Genomic DNA, 14,640 nt, shown 5'->3' with positions numbered 1-14,640 from the left:
GGATATAGCATGAAAAATATCGGTTTAGTATTAGAAGGCGGAGGAATGAAAGGTTTATATACTGCAGGCGTACTCGAATATTTTATGGAAAAGAACTTATTTTTCCCTTATGTAGTTGGTGTATCCGCTGGAGCTTGTATGGGAGCAACTTATTTATCACGTCAAAAAGGGAGAAATAAAAAAGTAAATACAGAGTTAGTAGCAGATCATCGTTATATATCTTATCGAAATTTAATTCGAAAACGTGAATTATTCGGAATGGATTTTTTATTTGATGAAGTACCTAATAAAATTATACCATTTGATTTTCAAACTTTCTTAAACTCAAATGAACAGTTTGTTATAGGAACGACTGATTGCGAATCAGGACAAGCTATTTATTATAATAAAGCAGAACATGGAAATGATATTTTAAAAATCATTCGTGCATCTAGCTCAGTGCCGTTTATAGCACCTGCTGTAGAATATGATAATCGAAAATTGCTAGATGGAGGAATTATAGATCCTATACCAGTTTTAAAAGCGCAAACTGATGGTTATGAAAAGAACGTTGTAATTATGACAAAACCAGAAGGATATGAGAAACAGCGAAATAAATTTTCTGGCCTAGCTAAAATTTTATATAGGAAATATCCAAATATCGCAGAATCTTTAGTTGAACATTATCGTTTTTATAATGAGACGATATCTTATATGAATCAAATAAAACAAAAAGACAACTTTTATATTATTCAGCCTAGCGTACAGCTTCCAATAAGCGGAATAGAAAGAAGTAAAGAAAAGCTCGTTAATTTATATAATCTTGGCTATACAGATGCTCAATATCATTATGAAAACTTATTAAATTGGATAGAGAAATAAAGGGGTGGAAAGTTGAAGTTAGGAAAAAGGGTTATTTTTAATGAATTGCAGAAAATGCCTAGTCTGCTGTATAAACCGTTTCCTTATCGTGCTACAGCAAAATTGCAGCGAGACTTAAAAAGTAAATTTACCGAAGATGATTGTATAAACGCTGATTTTAATCATTATTGGATGCATACAGCAGCTACTTTAAATTCTATACTAAATGGAAACGTACAGAACATTACGTTTCAACAAATAAAGTGGTTAAGAAAATCGTTTTTTGAGTGGTTTCCGCAATATCGTTTTTTAGAAACAGAAATTGTTAAGTATCCCATTTTGTATAGAGATTTCATGAATTATGAAAAGACTCGAAAACTATTACTTTATTACCTTACTGGTTAAAAACGTACAAGTTATGCTGCTTGTACGTTTTTTGTTCATAAAATATACAATATTTACAACTTATCCATGTAGGTATTTTAACGAGAAAAAAGAAGTACATATAGAGAATGTGTGAGGGAGGAGATAGAAGTTTGTTAGCTGTTTTCCTTTCAATTCATGTCCAACTCAAATATTTCGAGTAAAATTCGCTTCTAAATGGTATTATCAAATATCAAGAAAACTAATTTAGAAACGAAGAAGGGACAGGTTTAATATGGAAAACGTATCAAATGTAGATAAAGTAGAATCAATTAAATCTTTACAGTCAACAATCCGTAAACTTGAAAATGCGCTATCTCAAATGACTCAAAAAGGCTCAAACACTACTTTAGTGAAAAAAAGACTCAAAGCAGCTAGTATCGGCTTAGCTATGTTAGAAAGTATTTGGAATCAAGAAACCCATCATTACACGCAAGAGGATTTAGCAGACGCTCGAAATGTTCTAATCGGTTTGCTTCCATCAATTGAAAAGATTTATGTTAAGTCAAAGCTCGGGAGTCCTCAAAGAACTCTTTTAGAAAGAAGAATAAAATCATTGGAACTTTCTATTCAAGCAATTGATCATTTTTCTAATCAATAACTTCTCTAAACACATAACTTACGACTACTTTTATATAGGGATTCTAATGAAAAACTACATATAGAATACTACAAAGGAGGAAGAGAGGTGACTACAATAATCAGTCCTAAGTTAGAGAAGCTTAAAAATCAATTAAAGAATGGAAACGAAAAAGCTCTTTATACTTTTTTGGATGAAATCAAGTCAAATCATACACCACTAGTAGAACAATGTCCTATAGATAATCAGTATAAACTTATAACGTATATATGGTTAGGTGATCAAAATACTGAAAATGTTTATGTAGTCGGTAGTTTTCCTGGTTGGGATTTGTCTGTAAATCAATTACAACGATTGTTACAGACAGATATTTGGTATGTTACGTTTAGGACGAATAAAAGGTTCATTTCAACTTATTATTTTACAGTAAATGATTTTTTCAAAAATGATTGGAGAAAGCGTAGTGAACAGTACCGACTAGACCCATTCAATGAAAATGTATTTGGAGAAGGTGCCAATAAAGCGTCTGTGTTAAAAATAGATATGGAAGTGCAGTATAGCAGTCGTTTTCCTTCAAATGATTATCCATCCGGAAAGATTGAAACATATTCTTTTTATAGTTCGATTTTAAATAACACACGTAAAATTCATATTTATACGCCTCATGATTATTCTCACACTTCACATCTTCAAGAACTTCTCATTGTATTTGATGGGAATTCATTCATTAATGACCTTTCAATCACAAAAACACTTAATTATTTAATTTACGAAAAAGAAATCCCATCGTGTATTGCTGTTGCCATAGATCCTGTTGATAGATTAGAAGAGCTAACTTATAACGATAAAATGAATACATTTTTAAGGAAGGAATTACTTCTGTGGATTCAGGCTAAGTATCGTGTGCATAAAGAAGCGAAACATACAACAATTGCAGGTTTCAGTCTTGGTGGCCTAGCAGCTTTTTATGCAGCACTTCAAAATCCATATATTTTCGGAAATGTGTTGTCAATGTCTGGATCCGTACATTGGGAAAAGGATAATTACGAAAATACAATTCCTTGGATTGAAAATCAAATTTCATCAATAGATTTTAATACGACTCATCTCAATTCTTACATAGCAGTAGGTGAACTTGAAAACGAACCTCTTTTAACGGCTAATAAACGGCTATATAGAGCTTTAGAAGAAAAGAAATACCAAACCCCTTATGAAGAGTTTCAAGGCGGACATGATAGCGTGTGGTGGCGAGAAAAGCTATTCGATGGATTAAGGGCATTAGAACTTACAAAAACGACACTAAAAAATAAAAAGGAGAGAGAATCTATGAATCAAGAAGAACTAGATAAAAAACTAAAAAAAGCAAGAGATTTTAGTAAAAGATGAGAAAGTTTGGTCCTATACGTATGAGGATCATATTAGTTCTATCGTTAAAGAAGCAGAAAAGAAAGGGTCTTTTGATAATTTACCTGGTAAAAGAAAAGAAAGGGTCTTTTGATAATTTACCTGGTAAAAGAAAAGAAAGGGTCTTTTGATAATTTACCTGGTAAAAGAAAAGAAAGGGTCTTTTGATAATTTACCTGGTAAAGGGAAACCACTGAATCTTGATAAAGATCTTTCGTACAATCCTGAAAAACAACTGTATAGAACTTTGAAAAATAATCATGTTTTACCTAGGTGGATTGAGATTTCAAAGGAAATTGATGACTTAAAAGAAAAACTAAAAGAAAATACAAATACTGCAGAAGCAGCGAATTTAATTCGGACTATTAATAAAAAGGTTTTAGAACATAATTTACTTTGTCCAGCAAGTGCGCAAAAAACGAGGGTGAAAACGGACTTTTAACAATTTTTCATGAAGCTATCTCTTGCTATATAATTAAGTAAGGCATTTTCAATTCATTATGAAAGGGAGGCAAATGTGATGAAAAATACGTATCAACTTCAAATTCCGAAAGAACTAGAGCAGTATCGTAGTATTTTAGAAGAAAGTGTGAAACCGTATATTAAAGTGACTGGAACGAAAGCAGAGACAACTCTTTTTGAGAGTAAGTTTGGTGGTTATCCGTATTTACCTATAGATCAAGAGCATCCTAAAGATTCAAATGGACAACCTATGATGTTACTTGCACAGTTAAACTTTGAAGAAATTCCGCATGTTGAATATATGCCCCAAAAAGGAATATTGCAGTTTTTCGTAAGTACTGATGATGAGCTTTATGGAGCAGATTTTGATCACCCAACAATCCAAAAAGACTTTCGAATTATTTATCATTCTAAAATTACTGAAGATTTAAATAAGGTAATTACTGATTTTAGTTATTTAAACATTTTAGAAATAGAAGACTTTATCATACCTGAAGCAGCAAAATTACAATTTGAATTAGATTATCAACCCATAACATCTAGAGATTATCGATTTGAAAAGATGTTTAGTGAGGATATTGATTGGGAAGAAATTGTTGATGAAGAAAATAATACAGAATTAGGCGAACTGTATGATGATTTATGTAAAGATTTCGGACATAAAATTGGTGGTTATCCATTTTTTACACAGACAGATCCAAGGGAATGGGAAGAAAAATACCAACAACATGATATATTATTACTACAAATCGATACAGACGACTCATTAAATATTATGTGGGGAGATTCTGGTGTTGCTAATTTCTTTATTAAAAAAGAAGATTTGTTAAATCTAGATTTTTCCAATGTTATTTACAACTGGGATTGCTACTAAAAAGATATAAATGAAATACTAGCAAGCTAAAAAATCTTCCTGAAGGTGAGGGAGATTTTTTTATGTTAAAAATAAACGTTATGTTAACTAGAGTGTAAGATAATACGAATAATAAAAGTCAAGCGTAAATAACAGAAATAACAAGAAATAATGTAAAGTTGTAAAACGTGTGTAAATAGCAATAAATTTATAAAGTACAACATAAAATAAAATTATTAATTTATATTTTGTAAAAAGATTTTTCCGCATAAAAAAATTGTTACTGATCAAAAATGTTTTTGATTCGTTAAATCTTAATCAATAATCGATTAAGATTTGCTGTGATGAATTTATAAATAAAAAAAAGCTAAAAAACTGTATAAATGCGTTTAAAGAAGATTTTATGTGAATCTCACTAAAAATCTCTGTTTCGTCTCATTAAGTATAGTTTACTTGGTTTTTGATACCTGATATTGCTTTGTTTATGTAACTGCCTATAATATATATTATGTTAACTTACTAAAAATAATAAACTTATTAAATGTTAGTTTTAGGTGTTATGCTCCCCTTTTTCACTGAATTAGTAATGTGTGACTGATTGTGTAGTTATTCGCTTTATCCGCTATATAAATTAGACTTTAAATAATAAAAATACGTTTTTAAAATTAGTTTGCTACAGCAATTGCTTCAATTTCAATTAATAAGTTATCGTTAATTAACTTTCTAACTTCGACAGCTGAACTTGCTGGTGGATTATTAATGTCAATGTATTGATCTCGAATATCTCTAACAATGGCCATTTGAGAAATGTCTGTTAAGAAAAATGTTAGTTTTACTACATCATTGAAGTTTAAGTCTGATGTTTCTAATGCGATTTTAATATTTTCAAATACTTGTCGTGTTTGTGTAGCTAAATCATTAATTCCAACAATTTGACCGTCTGTATTAATTGCTACTTGTCCAGATATGTAAATCGTTCGTTTAGCGTTACTAACTTCCACTACATGTGAGTATCCAAAAGTTGGTGGCATCGTTTCTGGATTGATAAATTTCTTTTGCATGGCTCTTCTCCTCTTTAAATATCTTGTTTTCTTTATATTAGATTTTAAATTCAGATTATCCCTTTTTTACTATAATAATTATTTACCGTTCAGCTGCTACATTTGTAAAAGTATATTATCACTTTAATTTAAAGTTATTGATGGATTATGTACGTTTGATTTTTTTGTGTGCTTGTTATAATTACACCTTGTTTTATTAATTCTTCAGTTACTTTTGTATAGAAAAAGTGATACCACCAGATAAAAAACTCTTCATAAGTAATTTCTTTTGAGTATCTGCTGCCGGCAAAGTATTGTTTTAAAAGTTTATCGTTTTCATTAAACAATAAGACTAAATCTTCACTGATTGTGTTTGCAATTTCGTTAAGCGTAGATAAGTCTGTTCTTTTAAACACCGGGATAACAGGTTGTGAATTTTGATATAAGCCTAATTTTTCGTAAACTACGTTTAAATGTAAGTCTTTTTGTCTATCTGCTGCTACGAAACCTTTTACTAATTGCTTTTTCTTATAATTAATATCAGTATTAGTGTTTTGAAAATATTCTTCAAATATTTCGTTGTTTGCTGTTATTAAATTTAATGTTGAATATCGAGAATTTCCATAAAGACCAATTTGAACTTCTCCTAAATCTAAATATGTATTACCATACATCCCGAAAGCCTCTATATCTGTTAGTTCTTGTTCTTGAATAGCATAATAATATCGATTCTTATTTCTTAAAGGTCGTTTCTTTTTTAAATAGTTTCCTTCAATGTAATTTATTTGTCCAAAATCTAATAACACACCACTATACAATAAAAGACTATAAGATTCTCTAGATAAATGATTAAACGTGTCGATTCTTTTTGAAATATCTTCAATATGACTTGAATGATTTTCAATGATCTTAAGTGTTGGTTTAATTAGAGGTTCACAAAGGTTATAAAGCTTTTCTCCTTCACAAGCTGTTATAATCATACACGTTGGATAGTACCTCCCTCCTATTTGTTTCAATAGCCCCTCTGCTTCTAATAAATTAACGAGCTTTTCAAATTCATCATTCGTCCAATTTAACATCATTTTTATAGCATTTGACTCAAAACCAAGATGAATCAATACAAGTAAATATTGAAGTTTCGTTCCTTTTATTTTTATAGATGGTGAATTATCTCCAGATGAAATCATTTTAGTTTCATAAGCTGTATGTAATATATTCTCCGGACTATTATTAGTGGGCATTTCATATTCCCTCCCTTACGAGTAAATTTATTGTAAAATCTATGTATTTACTAAGTTCTATAAACGAAAATAAATATCCTCTAATAATATCAAGTTAGAAACCTTAGCATAGATATACTAAGGTTTCTTGCATTTTTATAATGAATGAATTCTTTCATAGTCTTTTTTAAATTGATTATCATTTTTTAACCAACGTTTAAAAGTGGATTCGCTTATTTTTAAATTAGAGCAAGCTGTAGCACTACATTTATTTTTCATATATTCTTTAAGGAAATTTTGTTTTCTTTGTTTAACGGCAGTTTGAGTTTGTTTTAATTTTCGGTCTTGTAATTGGTCTAAACTCAGACTTTCTTTCTGAAACACTTCATATTTTCTATGCAAATAAATATCTTTGTCTTTATAAATCCAATTTGAAAATAGTTGTATTGATCTTCTTCCAGATAAAATAACGCGATAATGTTTGTTTTGTTTTAGTAAATCGACTCGTAAATTGCGATTTTGAAGAATTTGATGTAAAGAATTCATAAAGCTATATGATCCTCCTACAAAGCTTACTGTATAAGTTTCATACTTGACGTAACCATCCCCATCAAAATACCCTCGCACAAAATGATGTAAATATTCTTCTGGTACAAAAGGAAATTCAATGTTAAAAGATTTACATGGATTAATTCCATGTATGTTCATAAGGTCGTCTTTTATTGTTTTGCTATTAATGTTTAGCATATATACGCCGGTCTTTTTGTTTTGGTAAAGTGGCTGGTTTGTTTTTAGTTCTTTTTTTATGTCTACTAAAATATAACTTTCTTTTTGTGATATACTGACGCATTGATTTTCTTTTGGTATAACACCGTCAGCTGCTATAAATCCTAAAATATAAGCCATGTTATTTGACCACGTTTTAAAATAATCTTCTGCTATAGCATACTTCCTCTTCCAACTCCCTATAGCACGCCTTGGAACGTTATTGTCTGTTAAAACCATACGTATATACCTAGCAGACACATTGGCAAGCGTAGCTATTTCTGAGGTACTCTTCCCTTCTGTATATAGCTGAGTTATTTCAGATTTCGATAGTTTACATTTTGATTTCTTTTTTCTCTCTATTTGCACTTACATCCTCTCCTTTCTTTTACTAATTAGAGACATATTTTCTTCTTTAACATACAACGAAACGTATGTTCTTTGTTACTTGTAAGAAGAAATTTACTAAATTAAAACAATTTACATTTACTTAGTATTCGTTTTATCTGCTGCTGCATGGTTTTTATTTTGTATATAAAAATAATGAATTTGACAAATTTATTAAATGTACTGCAATTACGGTGAAAGATAAAATGATTTCGTTTAAACTACAAATAGCCACAGTTTGGAGATGCCTCTTCCCCGTTTCCTCTGTTTAATAGTAAACGTTATAGTGGTGCTTTTTCTTTAGAGCATGAAGATCTTCAAGAGATTGATGCAAAATACGGTCCATTCGATCTTACGTTAATGGAATGCGGGCAATATGATCCAAGGTGGTCTGCAATTCATATGTTGCCTGAAGAAACAGTACAAGCTCATATTGATGTACAAGGAGAATTACTTCTTCCAATTCATTGGGGTGCTTTTACATTAGCGTTACACGAATGGAGTGACCCGATAGAACGTGTTACGAAAGAAGCTAACCGTTTAGGAGTTAAAATTACAACGCCTCAAATTGGCGAATCTATTACGTTAAAATCTACAGACTATCCTAGGTATGCTTGGTGGCAAAAAGTCTAATTATAATAAAAAGCGAATCTGTCTTATATAAAAGATTCGCTTTTTACTTATTGATTATAATGTATCGTTGACAAACTGATTAAACTTGTCTATTTCTTCAACAAATGGATTATGATTACTTTCTTCAAATTTAGTTAATGTTGCGTTCGGGATTAAATTTGCTATTTCACGAGAAAATATGTAGGGACATTGCGCATCATGCTTACCACAGTATATAAAACTTGGGATTTTTACGAATTTAAGTTTCTGACGAACATCATAATCTTTATATTCAACTTGTCTAAAATAATTTAACCGATTGCCAACTGTCTTTCCGCTATTCGGCAATTTTAATGCCTCTTCAAGCTTTTCTTCAGAATAAAAAGACATAAGTGCCCACTCTCTACTTAATGCTTTTCTTTCTTCTTGTACTGTACTATCATCATTTAATGCATTCATAATTGATACGATTCTATTAAATTTTACATTTTTACTACAGTATATACTATCTTTATGAGATGCATATTCCTTGCTCGCCGCTGCGCCACCAACAATTATTTTCGTTAAACTTTCTTGTGCTTCAGTCGCATATACAAGAGCTAACATCCCTCCTGTCGAATGACCAGCAAACCCCCACTTATTAATATATAAAGCTTCTCGAATCGCTTCTAAATCTTTAATCGTTTCGGTCATACTATATTCAGAATCAGTTTTAGCCGAATCTGAATTGCCACATCCCTTTAAGTTAACTAAATAAACACTATAATGGTCAGTAAATGGGTTTGCAAAAGTATTTCCATTATCATTATACTCACTATACAAATGAGTAACGCAAAGTGGAGGTCCTTCTCCCTTTTGAAAATATTCAAACTTTCCTCTTGGAGTTTTGATAATATTTGTTGTCCACATATCGAATCTCCTATCTGAAATTTTCATTTTCTCTTAGTTTGTTATTTATAAGCGAATAGTATTATATAAAGAAGTAAGTAACCTATCCTGCTTAACTAATTTCTGATTCCTATAATTTATTAATTTATGATTAGATAAAATAAAATTATGCTCTAATATGAATTCATTGTGGAGCACTTCAACTAAAAATTTAGGTATCATCTCTCCTACGCCGTAATTATAATCACTAAGAATCCAAGAAATCTCTTTCCAATCTAGAATTCCTTCTGAGACTTTTTTTGGAGTGTGATATATAAATTCATGAAGTAACTCTACTAGATAAACATACATTCCGCCAGAATATGAAGAATCCTCCCATTTAATAATGCCTTTAAATTGAATTTGATCATGCGTAACTTTTATATTAGTCTCTTCTTTTATTTCACGAATCACATTTTCTAACGGTGTTTCTCCTTTTTCTATCTTTCCTCCTACCCCGTTCCACAATCCTTTTACAGGGTCATATTTTCTATTTAGCATAAGTATCTCTTCATTTCTTTTTATAAAACATAAAGTGTGCTTGTACATAATGTGATTCCTTCCTCCGTTTTTAATAAGCTCTAACTGGAGATATAAGATGGATTGCTGCACATTGTGTCCCTGCTTCAATTAATATTGGTCTCATAGAACCGCTGAAACTTAAAGTAACCGTTTCTTCTTTTATTGCCCTTAAAGCATCCAACATAAATCGTCCATCGAAAGATATATTGAATTGTTTTTCACCTTGAATTGCATCTATCTGTTGTGTCTCAGATATTTTTCCAATCTGAGAAGCATTAGAAGAAATTTGAATTGTAGATTCGTTTACAATTTCTAAGTTAACATTGTTATTTGCCCATTCACTTGCTAATAAGCTTGATCGATCTACCCCTTGTAACATTCTTTGTCTATCTATGTTAATGACGGTTTGAAATTCATTTGGAATGAGAGTAGAAATATTAGGATATTTCCCTTCAATTAGTCGTGAATATAACGTAGTTGTGCCGAATGTAAAAATAATGTGACTTTCTGATAGATAAATAGAAACGAATTCTAAATTGCTGTTCATTAATTTTAAAAGCTCATTAATGGTTGCACTTGGTACAATACAATTCGCTTTCATATTAGTAGAAATTAATGTTTCACGTATAGCTAGTCTATGAGAGTCAGTTGCAGCGCATATTAATTTGTTATGGTCTAACTCGATATGTACTCCAGTAAGAACGGGTCTAGATTCATTTTTCGCTACTGCAAAGACTGTTTGTTTAAACGCATCAATCAATTGTTTTGTTTCTATTTGTATTTCTGCATGATCGTCTATTTGTGGTACGTTAGGAAATTCATTCGCTGGAAAGCCATTTAAGTTTAATGTGATTTCTTCTGATTGTATGGTAATTGTTTGCTCATTCTTACTTTTTATTACTATATCGCTTGGCATTTTCTTTATAATTTCAATGAAGTATTTTGCAGGTACAACAATTGTTCCTGCTTTTAAGGTAGTCGTAATTTGTTCGTCATCCATGGAACTAGGGATGAATTTTTCGATGAAAATATTTGAATTACTTGCGATTAAAGTAATTCCAGATTGATCTGCAGTTATTTTTATACCGGATAGTATAGGAATTATAGCTTTGGTAGATATTGCTTTACTTACTTCTGAAAGTGCTTGAGTGAAATGTTTATGATTAACGATAAACTCCATTTTTTCCCCGCCTTACATGAAATGATAGTTTTATGAAGATTGATGAATGATTGTTCCGTTAAAAAAGTAAGGTACTGTTTCTTTCCTTTGTAATATATTTAATAAGTGTTCTGGTATACGTAAATGCGGTTCTGCTCTATGTAATTCCATCCAAGTAATCTCTTCAATTTCTTTTGGCCTTGTTATATTTGTTTCCCCGCCGATTATTTCACCTAAAAAATTAAAGAATATTGCATGGTGTCCTCTCTCCTCGAAAAAAGCTTCGCTAATGTAACAAATACCCTTTACAGTTATATGTAGACCGGTTTCTTCTTTCACTTCCCGAATTACTGCCTCTTCTAACGTTTCTCCCAATTTAACCGCGCCACCTGGTAGTGTGTAATAAGAACCATTCTTCCCTTTGTTTTTAACCATTAAGATCTTTTCGTTTGTTTTATCGTATAAAAGTGCATATGTAACATTTACTTTCTTCATCTAAGTCCACCTCTAATAATGGGAATTTTCTATCTTTGTTACATTCTACCATTTAATCGTTTTAAAATATAAAAAAATTAATAGAGTATTTCATTTATCTACCCTTAGTAAAGGTAATAATTGATCCCCCTTCATTTCTAAATAAAAAGAACGTATTTTGAAAGTAATTATTCAACGTACGCTCTTTATGATTTGATTGATTCATTTTGGGATTCTATATATTTTCTAACCTTTTTTCCAAATAGTATCGATTATGCCCTTTAGGGTGATCTTCACTTACTCCAATTACTTTATATCCATGTTTTTTATAAAAAGCAGGTGCCTGAAAGCTAAAAGTATCTAAATTGATTAGGCTACACTCTTTTTCAAGTGCAAATTCTTCAATAAGTTTTATTAACTTGGTTCCATAACCTTCGTGTCTATATTCTTCAGAAACCCATAAGAAATCAACATGTACGTGGTGCCAAAATGTAATTCCAGTTATTCCGCCTACTATTTCTTCATTTTCATTTTTCACTATAAAACTAATTTTTTCTGAAGGCTTTTTCTCTTCATCTGAAATATATTTTTGATTATATTCAATTACTTTTTCTCTTATGTAATCACTATCTTCTTGGACCCATTGTTTTACTATTTTCATTTTAATTATCACGCTCCTTTTAAAGTATCTATTCAATTTAATAATCGTAATATCCTGTCTAACTTAATTGTCGTAGTGCACTGTTTCATTTCACTAAAATTTAAAAAAGCCGTACTACATTTTATTTGTAGTACAGCTTTTTACCGCGTTTGATTCTTTTTACTTAAAACTTCCGTTAGTTTGAACGTATTAGTACAATAATTCAATTGTATTACTGCGAAAAAGAATGAACATTCCTAAACCAATTAGAACAATTGGAACGATAATATGACAATTTCTCTCAAGTACTTTAGCTAAAATAGGAGCTCTTAACAATGTGTAGCTAATAAAACACCATATTGCTATCATGCAAAAAAAGATAATTAATGTAACAAAATTTGCTTCCAAGGATTGACTAGTGAACATTGGTATATAAATTGAGATATTATCAGCTCCATTAGCTAATGTAATCGCAGCTACTTTAAATAATGAGCCAGAAGTGTTATCAATGACTTCATTACTTTTGTTAGAACGAAGCGAGAATAGTCCTTTAATCCCCATATAAATTGGCACGAATCCTAATAATCCGATCCACGATATAGGAATGAAAAAAGAGCTTAAGGAACCAATAATACTTAGAAAAATAATTACACTAAACCCCAAATATTGTCCAATAACAATATAAAGTTCTTTTATCTTAGTTTTCCCCTGGAAAGTTCTATCTTCTTCCTTACATACTCCTGTCTTTACTTGTGAAAATAAAACAAGGAGTATAAAAATATCATCAATATTTGTTGAAGTAAATGCAATAAAAGAAGAAATTATAGTTATAACCAAAATAAGCCAACTACCTTTATAATGAAATGTATGCCTACTAGCGAAGCGGATTAACTGTAGTTTTTTATCAATATTTTGATTCTTTTATAAAACAATATGAATATTTTACTTATCTGCTACTTGATTCGTTAATAAACCACTTTATTGCTTCTAAAATATTAAGTAAGTGTATTCTTCCTACACAATGGCTAAAAAGGGAAAATCAAATGTTGTGTAATATAAAAAGAGCCCTTTATGAGGACTCTTTTTAAACTTAAGCTACTTTTCGATATAAATGTTGTGTTTCTTTTTTCTTTTCTGCTTTTGGTGGACGAATTAAAATAGATATAACGAAAGAGATAACAGAAAGTACGCCGATTATAATAAAGGTTGGTTCAAATCCTCCAAGAAGCGCCCCGATGAATGATCCTGCAAGTGCACCAAATCCGAAACCTTGGTATACAATCCCATAATTTGTACTATGATTTTTCAATCCGAAGAAATCTCCAACAATAGCTGGGAATATAGTGATATTACCGCCAAAGCAAAAAGCAACACTTGCTACACATGCGAAATATATGCCGTAATTTAGCGGAATGAAACTTAATGTAAAGACTGACAATCCAATGATAATAAACGTTGCAGAAACGATTTTCATTCGACCTATTTTATCTGATAACGTTCCAAGAACAATACGACCTACTGTATTAAAAATTGCAATCATTGCAACGGCGTTAGCGGCAGTTGCTGCGCTAAGTCCAACGAGCTGCACTCCGATATCTTTTACCATACCGATTAAATATAGACCGCCCATACACGATGTGAATAGCATAAAAAACAAAAGATATACTTGTTTCGTCCGCATCATTTCACGCGGATTATAGTCATTGTGTAATGTTTCCGTTACAGCATTACTTACAATTGCCTCACGTAAGAAGAACGATCCAATTAATACTAAAAGCAAAACGATAATGCCCCAATATAAAAAGGCTTGTGATACACCAAGGCTGTCGATCAGATTTCCGTTTATATATCTAAAGATTAAGCTGCCCATTCCATATGCTGATACAGATATACCTGAAATAAGCCCTTTCCGATTCGGAAACCATTTAATTAAATTAGATAGTGATGTGATATAAGCAGTTCCATCGGCATAACCAACTACTACACCAGCTAATAAATATAGTAATGGTAAGGAGGAAACTTGTGAACTTAGTATTAAACCGAGTCCCAGCACAATCCCTGCAGTAGCGATGAGTTTTCGAAGCCCTAATTTTTGCTGTAACTTTCCTGCAAATAATGTTGAAAATGATAAAGAGAAGCTTGTAATGGAGAAAGTTATAGCAACTGAATTAAGGTTCCATCCAAACTTACTTACAAGGGGCTGATTAAATAAACTCCATGTATAAATTGTTCCAAGGCCAATTTGAACAATGATTGTACCTAGAACAATTAGTAACGGATTTATAGAAGTTTGTTTCATACTAACTGTCCCCTTCTTTTATCGTGACATGAA

General features: G+C 31.0%; 14 protein-coding genes and 2 pseudogenes. 6 read left to right on the top strand and 10 right to left on the bottom strand.

Features of this window, described 5'->3' with window-relative positions:
* Nucleotides 1-9: 9 nt before the first annotated feature.
* The 5 genes and pseudogenes from EGX95_RS11695 to EGX95_RS11670 all read left to right on the top strand — a co-directional run bounded on the left by EGX95_RS11695 (nucleotide 10) and on the right by EGX95_RS11670 (nucleotide 4,583).
* Complete coding sequence (locus EGX95_RS11695) at nucleotides 10-861, top strand: patatin-like phospholipase family protein (protein ID WP_000789258.1); 852 nt, start codon at nucleotides 10-12, stop codon at nucleotides 859-861.
* Between the two features lie 12 nt (nucleotides 862-873).
* On the top strand, nucleotides 874-1,245 hold the full coding sequence (locus EGX95_RS11690) for a YxiJ-like family protein (RefSeq protein ID WP_000765969.1): 372 nt from the start codon (nucleotides 874-876) through the stop codon (nucleotides 1,243-1,245).
* A gap of 253 nt (nucleotides 1,246-1,498) precedes the next feature.
* Nucleotides 1,499-1,864 carry a hypothetical protein gene (locus EGX95_RS11685; protein ID WP_000432681.1) on the top strand — a complete coding sequence of 122 codons (366 nt, stop codon included), beginning with the start codon at nucleotides 1,499-1,501 and terminating at the stop codon, nucleotides 1,862-1,864.
* An 87-nt stretch (nucleotides 1,865-1,951) separates the two neighbouring features.
* A pseudogene (locus tag EGX95_RS11680) lies at nucleotides 1,952-3,689 on the top strand (DnaJ family domain-containing protein).
* Nucleotides 3,690-3,767: 78 nt separating this feature from the next.
* Nucleotides 3,768-4,583 carry a YwqG family protein gene (locus tag EGX95_RS11670; RefSeq protein WP_000799790.1) on the top strand — a complete coding sequence of 272 codons (816 nt, stop codon included), beginning with the start codon at nucleotides 3,768-3,770 and terminating at the stop codon, nucleotides 4,581-4,583.
* Nucleotides 4,584-5,227: 644 nt separating this feature from the next.
* On the opposite strand, the gene EGX95_RS11665 is transcribed toward EGX95_RS11670, so the two are convergent.
* From EGX95_RS11665 to EGX95_RS11655, 3 genes are all read right to left on the bottom strand, one after another.
* On the bottom strand, nucleotides 5,228-5,623 hold the full coding sequence (locus tag EGX95_RS11665) for a RidA family protein (protein ID WP_001169709.1): 396 nt from the start codon (nucleotides 5,621-5,623) through the stop codon (nucleotides 5,228-5,230).
* Nucleotides 5,624-5,757: 134 nt separating this feature from the next.
* Nucleotides 5,758-6,843, bottom strand: coding sequence for a hypothetical protein (locus EGX95_RS11660; protein ID WP_001142883.1), 1,086 nt, complete (start codon nucleotides 6,841-6,843; stop codon nucleotides 5,758-5,760).
* Nucleotides 6,844-6,978: 135 nt separating this feature from the next.
* Nucleotides 6,979-7,956, bottom strand: a complete 978-nt coding sequence (locus tag EGX95_RS11655) for an LAGLIDADG family homing endonuclease (protein ID WP_001165403.1) — start codon at nucleotides 7,954-7,956, stop codon at nucleotides 6,979-6,981.
* Between the two features lie 249 nt (nucleotides 7,957-8,205).
* Here EGX95_RS11655 and EGX95_RS11650 point away from each other — a divergent pair.
* Nucleotides 8,206-8,607, top strand: a pseudogene (locus EGX95_RS11650) (MBL fold metallo-hydrolase); the annotation flags it as partial.
* 54 nt (nucleotides 8,608-8,661) lie between these two features.
* Here EGX95_RS11650 and EGX95_RS11645 read toward each other — a convergent pair.
* The 7 genes from EGX95_RS11645 to EGX95_RS11615 all read right to left on the bottom strand — a co-directional run bounded on the left by EGX95_RS11645 (nucleotide 8,662) and on the right by EGX95_RS11615 (nucleotide 14,607).
* On the bottom strand, nucleotides 8,662-9,495 hold the full coding sequence (locus EGX95_RS11645; protein ID WP_000269899.1) for an alpha/beta fold hydrolase: 834 nt from the start codon (nucleotides 9,493-9,495) through the stop codon (nucleotides 8,662-8,664).
* A gap of 45 nt (nucleotides 9,496-9,540) precedes the next feature.
* The gene (locus EGX95_RS11640) at nucleotides 9,541-10,062 is read right to left on the bottom strand and encodes an NUDIX hydrolase (RefSeq protein ID WP_000276539.1); all 522 of its coding nucleotides are present in this window, start codon (nucleotides 10,060-10,062) and stop codon (nucleotides 9,541-9,543) included.
* A gap of 22 nt (nucleotides 10,063-10,084) precedes the next feature.
* On the bottom strand, nucleotides 10,085-11,215 hold the full coding sequence (gene dnaN / locus EGX95_RS11635) for a DNA polymerase III subunit beta (protein WP_000394450.1): 1,131 nt from the start codon (nucleotides 11,213-11,215) through the stop codon (nucleotides 10,085-10,087).
* A 30-nt stretch (nucleotides 11,216-11,245) separates the two neighbouring features.
* Nucleotides 11,246-11,689, bottom strand: a complete 444-nt coding sequence (locus EGX95_RS11630; RefSeq protein ID WP_000757633.1) for an NUDIX hydrolase — start codon at nucleotides 11,687-11,689, stop codon at nucleotides 11,246-11,248.
* A 214-nt stretch (nucleotides 11,690-11,903) separates the two neighbouring features.
* Nucleotides 11,904-12,329 (bottom strand): GNAT family N-acetyltransferase, encoded by a 426-nt coding sequence (locus EGX95_RS11625; protein ID WP_000706729.1) that lies wholly within the window; start codon nucleotides 12,327-12,329, stop codon nucleotides 11,904-11,906.
* Nucleotides 12,330-12,518: 189 nt separating this feature from the next.
* Complete coding sequence (locus EGX95_RS11620) at nucleotides 12,519-13,145, bottom strand: cadmium resistance transporter (RefSeq protein WP_000237130.1); 627 nt, start codon at nucleotides 13,143-13,145, stop codon at nucleotides 12,519-12,521.
* A gap of 253 nt (nucleotides 13,146-13,398) precedes the next feature.
* Nucleotides 13,399-14,607 carry an L-lactate MFS transporter gene (locus EGX95_RS11615; RefSeq protein ID WP_000815152.1) on the bottom strand — a complete coding sequence of 403 codons (1,209 nt, stop codon included), beginning with the start codon at nucleotides 14,605-14,607 and terminating at the stop codon, nucleotides 13,399-13,401.
* Between the last annotated feature and the right edge of the window lie 33 nt (nucleotides 14,608-14,640).

It is taken from the genome of Bacillus sp. FDAARGOS_527 (genome assembly GCF_003812125.1).
Taxonomy (GTDB): Bacteria; Bacillota; Bacilli; order Bacillales; family Bacillaceae_G; genus Bacillus_A; species Bacillus_A paranthracis.
This window is presented reverse-complemented; position numbering and strand designations above follow the sequence as displayed.

Bases quoted from the DNA above. Each gene is read 5' to 3' on its own strand.
- EGX95_RS11695 (WP_000789258.1), top strand. From the start codon at position 10: ATGAAAAATATCGGTTTAGTATTAGAAGGCGGAGGAATGAAAGGTTTA.
- EGX95_RS11685 (WP_000432681.1), top strand. From the start codon at position 1,499: ATGGAAAACGTATCAAATGTAGATAAAGTAGAATCAATTAAATCTTTA.
- EGX95_RS11670 (WP_000799790.1), top strand. From the start codon at position 3,768: ATGAAAAATACGTATCAACTTCAAATTCCGAAAGAACTAGAGCAGTAT.
- EGX95_RS11665 (WP_001169709.1), bottom strand. From the start codon at position 5,623: ATGCAAAAGAAATTTATCAATCCAGAAACGATGCCACCAACTTTTGGA.
- EGX95_RS11660 (WP_001142883.1), bottom strand. From the start codon at position 6,843: ATGCCCACTAATAATAGTCCGGAGAATATATTACATACAGCTTATGAA.
- EGX95_RS11645 (WP_000269899.1), bottom strand. From the start codon at position 9,495: ATGTGGACAACAAATATTATCAAAACTCCAAGAGGAAAGTTTGAATAT.
- EGX95_RS11640 (WP_000276539.1), bottom strand. From the start codon at position 10,062: ATGTACAAGCACACTTTATGTTTTATAAAAAGAAATGAAGAGATACTT.
- dnaN (WP_000394450.1), bottom strand. From the start codon at position 11,215: ATGGAGTTTATCGTTAATCATAAACATTTCACTCAAGCACTTTCAGAA.
- EGX95_RS11630 (WP_000757633.1), bottom strand. From the start codon at position 11,689: ATGAAGAAAGTAAATGTTACATATGCACTTTTATACGATAAAACAAAC.
- EGX95_RS11625 (WP_000706729.1), bottom strand. From the start codon at position 12,329: ATGAAAATAGTAAAACAATGGGTCCAAGAAGATAGTGATTACATAAGA.
- EGX95_RS11615 (WP_000815152.1), bottom strand. From the start codon at position 14,607: ATGAAACAAACTTCTATAAATCCGTTACTAATTGTTCTAGGTACAATC.